Origin of the sequence: Propioniciclava sinopodophylli, from assembly GCF_004324755.1 — a bacterium.
Lineage (GTDB): Bacteria > Actinomycetota > Actinomycetes > Propionibacteriales > Propionibacteriaceae > Propioniciclava > Propioniciclava sinopodophylli.
Map to the genome: position 1 here is coordinate 83,513 of NZ_SDMQ01000004.1, position 11,644 is coordinate 95,156.

The window sequence follows — 11,644 nt, forward strand, 5'->3', positions numbered from 1 at the left end:
TGGTGGGCGTATCGGCTTGAGGCTCGTCAGAAGCTTCGGCCACCGGAGCCGCTGGAACACATAGCAGGACGACTGCGGCGACGCAGGCGGGCAGACATCGCTTCAGCATGATGGCACCCGCTCCGCATCAGAGGTGGCGATCTTCAACTGGCCGTCTGTCCGCGTGAAGAAGTACTTGCGCATCACGGCCACGCCTGCCGAGCCATCAGGGGAGTCCTTGGTTACGTAGCGCTCTCGAGTCCCGTCAACGCAGTATTGGATGGTCGCGACAGAACCTCCCCGCGCCTCGGCTGGAGTCCACTTCACCCACGCGATCGGGACGGCATCCCCGATGCGCCTAGCTTGGTCATGCCGATCTTGGTCAATCAATTGCTGGGTAGCCTGGCGGAAGGCACCAGTTGTGGTGTCTAGGAGTTCCGGCGTCATCTCCCGCAGGCTCCAGTCAGCCTCCTGACGGTCGACCTCGGCTTGGTAGCGCCGCAGCACAGCCTCAGCCTCCTCATACAAGGCCCGCTGCTCGGCCAACGCGTCGAAGTCGGCCTGGGTGCACGGGAACGGCGACGCACCGTCCAACGGCACGCAGGTGGGCACGCTCGGGGTGGGGATCGGACTCGGCGCGGCGGTCGGAGTGCAGCCGACGAGAACCGCCAGCCCCAGCCCGACCAACGCCGCGGAGATTCCGCGGAAGGTTCGTTGCATGGTGATGCTCCTAGTGGGGGTGTCCCCCAGTCTGGCACCCCGAAAGGAACACCCGAGAGTTGTCCACAGGGCAAATGGGACGCCCCCGCACCCACGAACCGATCCAGCACACAGAAGGCCGCACCAACGGCGTCCATTGCTTATGGTTTGCTTATGAAACCCGCCCTCGACCTGCGCAAGCTACGAGCGTTCGTCGCCGTCGCCGAGGAACGCCACTTCGGCCGCGCGGCGGAGCGGCTCTTCGTCGCCCAGCCGGCCCTGTCGCAGACGATCAAGGCACTCGAGGCGAGCATCGGCGTCCAACTGCTCGATCGCTCGACGCGACGGGTCGACCTGACTCTTGCCGGCGCGCGGCTCCTGGACCGCGCCCGCGACATCCTCGGCTCGGTCGACGATGCCGTCGCCGAGGCCCGCCGCATCGACGCCGGCGAGGAGGGGTCCCTGCGCCTCGGCTTCATCGGCTCGGCCAGCTTCGGCCTCATGCCATCCCTCGCGCGCGCTCTCGGCGATGAACTCCCCCGCCTCAGGCTCGACCTCACTGGTGACCTCCTCAGCCCCGAGGTCGCCGCCCGCCTGGCCGACGGATCACTCGACGTGGGCATCCTCCGCCCGTTCGCCCTCTCCCCCGGCGTCCACAGTCGCGTGCTGCACTCGGAGCCGCTCGTCGCCGCCCTGCCCAGCGGCCATCCCGCCACCGACGGCCCCATCGTGCTCGCCGACCTCGCCGAGGAGCCCTTCGTCAGCTACCTCTCGCGGGCCAGTGCCATGGCGTCCGCCCTCACTGACGCCTGCCGTGCGGCCGGATTCACCCCGACGATCCGCACCGAGGTGCGAGAGACCGCGACGCTGGTCGCCTTCGTCGCGTCCGGACTCGGCGTGGCGCTGGTGCCGCAAGGCGTGGCGCACCTCCAAATCCCGGGCGTGGAGTACGTCGGGCTCGCAGACGAGGTCACGATCGACCTCGTCGCCGGCTGGCGGTCGGACGCCCCGGCCACGGTCGAGCGGGTGGTCGACCGCCTTGAGACGCTCGCCACCGGCACCAGCACGGCCTGACCGGCGCCCGTCAATCCCCTCACCCGAGGGATCGAGGACTCAGGAATCGACGCCCGGCCCGGTCAATGTCACCTCGCTACCGCCGCGGTCCACGCAAGAGCAAAGTCCCGCATCAGCGAACTGATGCGGGACTCTTGCGCGCTCGGAGGGACTCGAACCCCCAACCTGCTGATCCGTAGTCAGCTGCTCTATCCATTGAGCCACGAGCGCATCGGTCAACGACCGAGTAGACACTCTACTAGCCAACCGCGATGACGTCCAAACCAGCGACAACCGGACTCTGCCGCGCGCGTCCAGACATCTGCGGGTGACAGCCCTCATCCGTTCACCCATGGTGGAGGGTGGCATCACCGTTGTCGGTCGGCGACCGACTCGCGCTTGCGAAGCGGCATGGGCACCTGGAGATGTCCCGCAGGCTTCCCTGTCAGGAGCATGTCCATGGCTGCCCTGCCCATTTCCTCGTAGGGGATGCGGACGGTCGTCAGCCCTGGGTGCACGTAGGTTGCGATGACATCGTCGTCGAAGGATGCGATCGAGATGTCTGCGGGGATCCGTAGTCCGCGCTCCCAGATGGCTTGGTAGGCCCCGAATGCGAGGCGGTCGTTCATTGCGATGATGGCAGTGAAGTCGAGACCCTGGTCCAGGAGCGCGCGCGTGCCGCGGTAGCCCTTCTCGGGTTCCCAGTCCTCCTCGAAGTGGCGCGCCGTGAAGGCGAGGCCCGCTTCGGCCATAGCCGACTCGATGCCCAGGAAGCGGTCGCCGATGGAGACCGACAGGCGTCGGTCGCGGCGCAGGGCGTCAACATCGCCGAGGAGGGCGATCCTCTCGTGTCCTCGTTCGATCAGGTGGTTCGCCACGTCCCGGCCCGCCGTGATCTCGTCTCGCAGGACCGAGGCGTGCCCACCGGTCGAGGTGCCGTTGAGCACTACCACGGGCAGGTCACCAATTTCGGCGGGGATGTCGATCTCCTTCGATCCCATCAGCGCGAAGATGAGCCCGTCCGGCCTGCGGTCGAGCATGGCGCGCACGGCCCGGTTGATGCGCTTTCGATCGTTGCCCGCCTCCGCCATCAGGACGGTGTGGTCGCGGGCCTCCGCGCCGTCCAGGGCGCCACGAATCATGGCCGACGCGTAACGGGTGACCGTCACATCGTCGGAGACGAACCCCACGGTGCGGGTCTTGCCCACACGAAGGCTTCGGGCTGCGGGGTTGGGCCGGTAGTCGAGTTCGCGGGCGGCCGCCCTGATGCGCTCCTGGGCGTCTGCAGAGAGTCGGGAGCCCTCGCGGTTGTTCAGCACGAGGCTGACGGCCGTGACGGACATTCCGGCCCGCTCGGCCACGTCGGCCAACGTTGCACGCTTTCCCATCCCGGCCCTCTCGTCCCGGCAGGCGCTCACCCCGCCGATGCCCATCATGCCCTGTCAAAAGGATTTAGCAAACCCGTTGACGACCGGTTTGAGGACGTGTTAGCTTCTGCGTGCTAAATCCTTTTAGCGCCGGCGCAAAGGCTGCGCCGGCCGAGAAATTTCGGAGGATCATCGTGACCACAGGCATCATCAGGAAGGTGGCCGCTGCGGGCGTCGTGGCCGCGCTCTCGGTCTCCCTAGGCGCCTGCACCAAGGGCGGTTCCAGCACCACCAACCAGGGCACGTCGGCCAATGGCACCACGGAGCTGGCGATGTGGACCCACAACGCTGGCAATGAGGAGGAGCTCGGGGCCATCACCGCCGTCGTGGACGACTTCAACGCCAGCCAGACGAAGTACAAGGTCAACATCCAGGCGTTCCCGCAGGACTCCTACAACCAGTCGGTGGTGGCTGCCGCAGCTTCCAAGAAGCTCCCCTGCATCCTCGACACCGACGGCCCCAACGTCCCCAACTGGGCGTGGGCCGGCTACCTCGCACCGCTCGAGGGGCTGGACGAGACCCTTGGCAAGTTCCTGCCCTCCACGGTCGGCCAGTACAAGGACAAGAACTACTCCTACGGCTACTACGACGTGGCCCTGGCCATGTTCTCCCGCAAGTCCGTGCTGGAGAAGCACGACATCCGGATCCCGACCGTCGACCAGCCCTGGACCCAGGCCGAGTTCGACGGCGCCCTGAAGAAGCTGAAGGACTCCGGCGAGTACGCCTACCCCGCCGACCTCTCCACCGGCTTCACGGGCGAGTGGTGGCCCTACGCCTACTCCCCCATGCTGCAGAGCTTCGGCGGTGACCTGATCGACCGCACCGACTTCAAGTCCGCCGACGGCGTCCTCAACGGGCCCGAGGCGGTGGCCTGGGCAACGTGGTTCCGCAGCCTCGTCGCCAACGAGTGGGTCGCGGCCAAGGGCGGAGCAGACTCGACCAAGGACTTCGTCAACGGCAAGTCGGCCATCCTCTACAACGGCTCGTGGTCAGCCAAGGACGCCCGCGAGGCCTTCGGCGACGACCTGGTCGTCCTTCCCCCGCCGGACCTGGGCCACGGCCCCAAGATCGGCGGCGGTTCGTGGCAGTGGGCCGTGTCCTCCAGTTGCTCGGCACCGGAGGGAGCGATGGAGTACATGAAGTTCGCTGCCCAGGACAAGTACGTCGCATCGGTGGCCGAGGCCACGCGCAACATCCCGGCCACTGACGCGGCTGCCGACCAGGTGGAGGCCTTCAAGCCGGGCGGCGAGAACGACATCTTCCGCCAGTTCGCCAAGGAGTTCGCAGTCGTGAGGCCGGAGACCCCCGGCTACCCCTTCATCGCGACCGAGTTCACCAAGACCGCCCAGGACATCATCAACGGCGCTGACCCCCAGCAGGCGTTGGACCAGGCGGTCCTGAACATCGACGCCAACCAGCAGTCCAACAACTACTTCGAGTGACGAACGGTGGGTGGCGGCGCACATGCGGCGCCACCCGCCCTCGAGGAGGAACTCGCCATGCCACCTGCAGTGACGCCCGACCTGGCCCCCGCCGGGAACCCGAGGTCTCGAACCACGCTCGGCCACCAACCCGTGACCGTCGCCTGGCTGATGCTCGTTCCGGCCATCGTCCTCATGGTCACCTTCCTGATCATCCCCATCATCCTGACCTTCGGGCTGGCCTTCACCAACGCCCGACTGATCTCTCCCGAGCCGGCGCGCTTCATCGGCCTGGACAACTTCACCCGCCTGTTCTCCAGCCCCACCTTCTGGCGCTCCTTGCAGAACACGGTGGTATTCGCGCTGGTCATCGTTCCCGTGCAGTCCGCCATCGCACTCGGGCTCGCACTGCTGATCAACGCCAAGGTGCGCGGGGTCAACTTCTTCCGCACCGTGTACTTCCTGCCCGTGGTCACCTCGATGGTGGTCGTGTCTATGCTCTGGATGTTCATGTATCAGCCGAACGGCCTCATCAACGTGCTGCTCGCCAAGATCGGCATCGACGGACCGGACTGGCTCGGGGACCCCAGGACCGCCCTGTTCGCGATCATCGTGCTGTCCATCTGGCAAGCCGTCGGAATGCACATGGTCATCTGGCTGTCGGGGCTGCAGACCATCCCCGGGGAACTCTACGAAGCAGCCGCCCTCGACGGTGCCGGACCATGGCGGCAGTTCCTCCACGTCACCTGGCCCGGGTTGCGCCAAACCGCCACATTCATCCTGATCACCATCACGATCGCCGCGTTCTCGCTGTTCACCCAGGTCAACATCATGACCCAGGGCGGACCACTGGACGCCACGTCCACCGTCGTATTCCAAGCCGTCAGGACCGGATTCCAGCAGCAGCAGACCGGGTACGCCTCGGCGATCTCGCTGGTCTTCTTCGCCATCGTGCTGGTCGTCTCCCTCATCCAGCGCTATTTCACCCGTGACAAGGAGGCCCGGCGATGAGCACCGCCACTCACACTCCCAAGGCCAAAGTGCCCCCCGCAGCGGCCGGCGCCCACAACCACCCCGTCGTGCGAGCCGCCGTGGCACTCGGACGCGTCCTCCTCGCACTCATCTTCGGGCTGCCGCTGGTCTTCATGATCGTCTCCAGCTTCAAGCCCGACAACCAGATCTTCGCTGACCTGGCCTCGATCAACGCATTCCTACCGCTGGGTGACCTCACCCTGGAGAACTACCTGGGCGTGTTCGACCGAGTTCCTTTCGCACGGTTCATGCTCAACTCCATCATCGTGTCGGTACTCACCGTCGGACTGGGCCTCCTGGTCAACTCAATGGCCGCCTTCGCCCTGTCGCGCATCCAGTTCCGCGGCCAGAAGATCATCCTCACCGTCATCTTGGCCACGCTCATCGTCCCCTTCGAGACCATGGCGCTCCCCCTGCTGTGGTGGAGCAACCAACTCCCTTGGATCGACGCCAACGGACTGTCGCAAGGCTGGCTCGACACCTACCAGATCCAGATCGTGCCCTTCATCGCCAACGCCTTCTCGATCTACCTCTTCTACCAGTACTTCGACTCGATCCCACGTGAACTAGACGAGGCCGCCCGCGTCGACGGCGCCAACTGGTTCCGCATCTACCGGAGCGTAGTCATGCCTCTGGCCGGCCCCGCCGTCGCCACCGTCGCCATCCTCACGTTCCTGCCCGCGTGGAACTCCTATCTGTGGCCCCTCATGGTGGTGCAGAGCGAGGAACTCCGTCCCGCCATGGTCGGCATCGACTACTTCAAGCAACTCAACGTGTCATGGGGTCAGATCATGGCCTACGCCACCATCATCACCGCGCCCGTGCTCGCCCTGTTCATCTCGTTCCAGCGCGCGTTCATCAGCTCCATCGCGAGCTCCGGAGTTAAAGGCTGACATGCTGCGACTCGACGACTCCTGGGTGTGGGACTTCTGGACCGCCGACGACGGCGAGCGCTACCACCTCTTCTTCCTCCATGCGCCCCGGTCCCTGGGCAACCCCGACGACCGGCACTACAACGCCTCCATCGGGCACGCCGTGTCCACCGACCTCATCAACTGGCGCCGGCTCGACGACGCCGTGACCCGAAGTGATGCCCCCGCCTTCGACGACCTCGCCACCTGGACCGGCAGCATCGTGCAGCACCCCGATGGAACCTGGTACCTCTACTACACCGGCACCACCCTCCGCGACGGCGCCAACGTCCAATCGATCGGCTACGCCACATCACCAGACCTGACCACGTGGACCAAGGCGCCCGGACCTGTCCTCGAGGCCGACCCCCGCTGGTACGAGAAACTCGCCGACGGCCAATGGCACGACGAGGCGTTCCGCGATCCATGGGTCCTGCCCGACCCCACCGGCAACGGCTGGCACCTACTCGCCACCGCCCGGGCCAACCACGGACCCGCGGACGATCGTGGGGTGGTCGCCCACGCCTGGTCACCCGACCTGCACACCTGGGAACTCCGCCCACCCCTTTCCGATCCAGGGCAGGGCTTCGGACAACTCGAGGTCGTCCAACCCGTCAACCTCGACGGACAGTGGTACCTCATCTTCAACTGCCTGGCGTCCGACGTCTCCCACAGCAGAAGGGCTACCGGCACCAGCGGCGGCGTCTGGGCCGCCCGCGCTGAGGGGCCCCTCGGCCCCTATGACATCGCCGACGCCCAGCAACTCACCGACAGCCGGCTCTACGTCGGCAAGGTCGTGACCGAACGAGCCACCGGGAGCCCCATGTTCCTGGCCTTCCGCAACGATGGCCCCGACGGCTTCGTCGGCGACATAACCGACCCCATGCGCTTGACGACCCGCGACGAGGCCGTCATGGCTGCCTCAGAACCAGCGCAAGGCTGGATCGCAGCAAAACAGCCCATCTGACTCCCGCGTGTCGCCGCCGGCCCCCTGCGGATCCGCAACAGGAGACTTGTCGACCCTGACCACGGATCAGCAGGTTGGGGGTTCGAGTCCCTCCGCGCGCAAGACATGCCCGCCCGGGGATCCCGTGCGGGCATCGTCATCCTTCCGTCTCGCCGAGGCGGCCCGGGAGCAGCTCGTGGCGGGTGGCGGACGACTCGTTCAGGCCCACGATCTCCACGGACTCGCCGAGGTCGCGGCATCCGTTTCGCGGGCGCTGTGGCATGCGCTGCCCGCACGACTTCGTTGTGGCCGAGGGAGCCTCTGAGCCCGGGGCGTCGCGGGAGGAGGGGCGCGATGCTGGAGGCACGTGATCTCGGGTTCCGGCACGCAGGGGCGAGCCGGCCGCTGTTCGAAGGGCTCAGCCTGAGCGTGTCGCCGGGGGAGCGGCTGGCGCTGCGCGCGCCGTCCGGGTTCGGGAAGACGCTGCTGTGCCGGCTCCTGGCGGGCTACGAGCGGCCCCGGGCCGGGCAGGTGCTGATCGACGGGGTGCCGCTGCCCGAGCGGGGTGTCTGCATGGTGCAGCTGATCAACCAGCACCCCGAGCGCGTGCTCGACCCGCCGTTGCGGATGGCGAGCAGCCTCGCCGAGGCCGGCGAGCCTGAGGGGCGGGTGCTCGACGGGCTGGGGATCCAGGCCGGCGCGCACGGCAAGCCCCGGGCGTCCCCTCGCGGGCCGGACGCACAGGCGAACTGCGCGGGCGTGCAGTATAGGGACGGCCACCTCGGTTGGGTGAGAACCACGCCAACGGTGCAGGATGTTCAGCAGAACTGGTCAAGGAGCTCGCTCGCGACCGCGGGGGAGCAGTAACGCAAAGGAGCACAATGACCGTCGAAGCCATCCCCAACAACGCGCCCGCCAACGCCCCTGCCAACCTCGTGTCGTGGGTCGAAGAGGTTGCCGCCCTGACCAAGCCGGACGCGATCTACTGGGTCGACGGCTCCGAGGCCGAGCGCGACCGCCTCAGCCAGCAGCTCGTGGATGCCGGCGTGTTCATCAAGCTCAACGAGGAGAAGCGTCCCAACTCCTTCCTCGCCCGCTCGGCCCCCTCCGACGTCGCGCGCGTCGAGTCCCGCACCTACATCTGCTCCGAGTCCGAGGAGGACGCCGGCCCCACGAACAACTGGGCCGACCCGAACGAGATGCGTGAGACCCTCAACGGTCTCTTCGACGGCGCCATGCGCGGCCGCACCATGTTCGTCATCCCCTTCTCGATGGGCCCCCTCGGCGGCGAGATCTCGCAGCTGGGCGTGGAGATCACCGACTCCGAGTACGTCGTCCTCCACATGCGCATCATGACCCGCATGGGCGCCGAGGCCATGGACCTGATCGCCAAGGGCGCCCCCTGGGTCAAGGCCCTGCACTCGGTCGGATACCCCCTGGTCGACGCCGAGGGCAACAAGCGCGACGACGTCGCCTGGCCGTGCAACGACGAGAAGTACATCACGCACTTCCCGGAGGCCAACGAGATCATCTCCTACGGCTCCGGCTACGGCGGCAACGCCCTGCTGGGCAAGAAGTGCTTCGCGCTGCGCATCGCCTCGACGATGGCCCGCCGCGACGGCTGGATGGCCGAACACATGCTGATCCTGAAGCTCACCCGTGAGGCCGACAACAAGGAGCTGTACCTCACGGCGGCCTTCCCGAGCGCCTGCGGCAAGACCAACCTGGCCATGCTCCAGCCCACGATCCCCGGCCTCAAGGTCGAGACCGTCGGCGACGACATCGCCTGGATGCGTCCCGGTAAGGACGGCAAGCTCTACGCCATCAACCCCGAGGCCGGCTTCTTCGGCGTCGCCCCCGGCACCTCCGAGAAGACCAACCCGATCGCGCTCAAGTCGCTCGACCACGACGTCATCTTCACCAACGTCGCGCTGACCGACGACGGCGACGTGTGGTGGGAGGGCCTGACCGACGAGAAGCCCGCGCACCTCATCGACTGGAAGGGCAACGACTGGACGCCCGAGTCCACCGAGCCCGCCGCGCACCCGAACTCCCGCTTCACCGTGCGCGCCGACCAGGCCGAAACCATCGCCCCGAACTGGGAGGATCCGGCCGGCGTGCCGATCGACATCATCCTGTTCGGTGGCCGCCGCGCGTCCAACGTGCCGCTGATCGCCGAGGCCTACGACTGGGAGCACGGCGTCTTCATCGGCGCCACCGTCTCCTCGGAGCAGACCGCTGCGGCTGAGGGTTCGGTCGGCGCGCTGCGCCGCGACCCGTTCGCCATGCTGCCCTTCTGCGGCTACAACATGGCCGACTACTGGCAGCACTGGCTGGACATGGGCAAGATCCTCGGCGACAAGGCGCCGAAGATCTTCCAGGTCAACTGGTTCCGCAAGGACGAGAACGGCAAGTTCCTGTGGCCGGGCTTCGGCGACAACAGCCGTCCGATCGAGTGGGCCATCAAGCGCGTGCTCGGCGAGGTCGACGCGAAGGATGGCATCTCCGGCCGCCTGCCGCTGGCCGGCGACCTGAACACCGAGGGCCTCGACCTCGACCAGGAGACGCTCGACAAGATCTTCGCCCTCGACCCCGCGGCGTGGGGCACGGAAGCCGACCTCACCGAGGACTACTTCAAGCAGTTCGGCAAGAAGCTCCCGCAGGCTCTCAAGGACCAGCTCGACGACCTCCGTGACCGGATCGACCCGGCCTCGGACGCCGCCCGCTGAGTTCACCGCTGAAGGCACCACGGAAGGCCCGGCCCCCTCTGGGGCCGGGCCTTCGGCATGGGGTCGGGTCCGGGCAGGGAATTTCCCGAGTGTTTCCTCCAAGCTCGGCGTGCCCTAGCGTGGGTGACGACCTCACTGTCGATGTCCAGAAAGGCCCACCCATGAAGCTCTCCCCCGCTTCCGAGGCGATCGTCAAGGCCACGGCCGGCGTCGTCGCCGCCAACGCCGAGACGATCACCGAGACCTTCTACCCCGACATGTTCGCCGCCCACCCCGAGCTCATGCGGGTCTTCAACAAGGCCAACCAGGCCGTCGGCGAACAGCCCAAGGCACTCGCGGCGTCCGTGGTGGCGTACGCGGTGAACCTCATCGACCCGGACGCCCCGGACTTCACGCCCGTCATGCAGCGCATCGCGCACAAGCACGTGAGCCTCGGCATCCGCGCCCAGGAGTACACGATCGTCGGCCACCACCTGATGAAGGCCGTCGGGCAGGTGCTCGGCGACGCGGTCACCCCCGAGGTCGCCGCCGCCTGGGACGAGGTCTACTGGTTGTTCGGCTGCGCCCTGATCGCCGAGGAGGCGAAGCTGTACGCGCTGGGCGGAACCGACCCCGAGAACCCGTGGCGCAAGTACCGCGTCGTGGAGCGACTGGAGGAGAGCGACGACATCTTCAGCCTCGTGCTCGCCCCCGTCGAGGGCGCCACCCCCGACCACAAGACGGGCCAATACGTCGCGATCGCGGTCGACCTTCCGGACGGTTCGCGCCAGCCCCGTCAGTACACGATCTCCTCCAGCCCCTCGGGCAGCGCCCTGCGGGTGACGATCAAGCGCGTCCGGGGCATCGACGGCGCCCCGGACGGCCAGGTCTCGAACTGGCTCGGTGACCATGCCCAGCCCGGCACCGTCCTCGACGTCTCACAGCCCTCGGGCGACCTGGTGCTCGACGAGTCGGACGCCCCGCTCGTGCTCGTGTCGGCCGGCATCGGCATCACCCCTGTCGCGGCGATCCTGGAGGACCTGTCGCGTCGCCAGCCGAACCGCACGGTGCGCCTGTTCCACGCCGACCACCGCCACGACACGCACACGTTCTACCCGTCGCTGCGCCGTCAGGTCCTGTCGATGGCGGACGCCCGCGCGCAGAACTGGTACGAGGAGGACGCCGACACCGCGCCAACCCTGCACCCGGCCAGAGCGGGCTTCATGGATCTGGCCGACGCCGACCTGCCGGCCGACCCGATCGTGTTCATGTGCGGCCCCCTGCCGTTCATGTACGCCGCACGCAAGGCCCTGATCGCCCAGGGTGTCGACCCCGAGAAGATCCGCTACGAGGTATTCGGCCCCGACCTGTGGGCGCAGAATCCCGACAGCGCCGACTGAAACCCGATCCGGCAGGGGGTGGCGTCCGGGCCCTCTCTTTGGCCACGGCGGCCGACGCGATCACGTCG

At 67.3% G+C, this 11,644-nt stretch carries 10 protein-coding genes and 1 tRNA gene; 8 read left to right on the top strand and 3 right to left on the bottom strand.

What is annotated here, in order from left to right:
* Positions 1–102: 102 nt before the first annotated feature.
* The gene (locus tag ET989_RS05520) at positions 103–699 is read right to left on the bottom strand and encodes a hypothetical protein (RefSeq protein ID WP_131167562.1); all 597 of its coding nucleotides are present in this window, start codon (positions 697–699) and stop codon (positions 103–105) included.
* A gap of 153 nt (positions 700–852) precedes the next feature.
* Between ET989_RS05520 and ET989_RS05525 the strand changes: the two genes are divergently transcribed.
* Positions 853–1,752 (top strand): LysR substrate-binding domain-containing protein, encoded by a 900-nt coding sequence (locus tag ET989_RS05525; protein ID WP_131167563.1) that lies wholly within the window; start codon positions 853–855, stop codon positions 1,750–1,752.
* A gap of 137 nt (positions 1,753–1,889) precedes the next feature.
* Here ET989_RS05525 and ET989_RS05530 read toward each other — a convergent pair.
* Together ET989_RS05530 and ET989_RS05535 are read right to left on the bottom strand one after the other, a co-directional pair.
* A tRNA-Arg gene (locus ET989_RS05530) sits at positions 1,890–1,962 on the bottom strand.
* Between the two features lie 137 nt (positions 1,963–2,099).
* Positions 2,100–3,119 (bottom strand): LacI family DNA-binding transcriptional regulator, encoded by a 1,020-nt coding sequence (locus ET989_RS05535; RefSeq protein ID WP_131167564.1) that lies wholly within the window; start codon positions 3,117–3,119, stop codon positions 2,100–2,102.
* A 173-nt stretch (positions 3,120–3,292) separates the two neighbouring features.
* Here ET989_RS05535 and ET989_RS05540 point away from each other — a divergent pair, with 173 nt between their 5' ends.
* From ET989_RS05540 to ET989_RS05570, 7 genes are all read left to right on the top strand, one after another.
* Complete coding sequence (locus ET989_RS05540) at positions 3,293–4,600, top strand: sugar ABC transporter substrate-binding protein (RefSeq protein WP_131167565.1); 1,308 nt, start codon at positions 3,293–3,295, stop codon at positions 4,598–4,600.
* A gap of 57 nt (positions 4,601–4,657) precedes the next feature.
* Positions 4,658–5,590, top strand: coding sequence for a carbohydrate ABC transporter permease (locus ET989_RS05545; protein ID WP_131167566.1), 933 nt, complete (start codon positions 4,658–4,660; stop codon positions 5,588–5,590).
* Positions 5,587–6,504, top strand: a complete 918-nt coding sequence (locus ET989_RS05550) for a carbohydrate ABC transporter permease (protein ID WP_131167567.1) — start codon at positions 5,587–5,589, stop codon at positions 6,502–6,504. The genes ET989_RS05545 and ET989_RS05550 overlap by 4 nt, the downstream gene beginning before the upstream one ends.
* Before the next feature lies 1 nt (position 6,505).
* Positions 6,506–7,489 carry a family 43 glycosylhydrolase gene (locus ET989_RS05555; protein ID WP_131167568.1) on the top strand — a complete coding sequence of 328 codons (984 nt, stop codon included), beginning with the start codon at positions 6,506–6,508 and terminating at the stop codon, positions 7,487–7,489.
* A 333-nt stretch (positions 7,490–7,822) separates the two neighbouring features.
* Entirely contained in the window at positions 7,823–8,335 is a 513-nt protein-coding gene (locus ET989_RS05560; protein WP_131167569.1) for an ATP-binding cassette domain-containing protein, read from the top strand.
* 14 nt (positions 8,336–8,349) lie between these two features.
* Entirely contained in the window at positions 8,350–10,197 is a 1,848-nt protein-coding gene (locus ET989_RS05565; protein ID WP_131167570.1) for a phosphoenolpyruvate carboxykinase (GTP), read from the top strand.
* Positions 10,198–10,358: 161 nt separating this feature from the next.
* Complete coding sequence (locus ET989_RS05570; RefSeq protein WP_131167571.1) at positions 10,359–11,576, top strand: globin domain-containing protein; 1,218 nt, start codon at positions 10,359–10,361, stop codon at positions 11,574–11,576.
* The last annotated feature ends 68 nt before the right edge of the window (positions 11,577–11,644 follow it).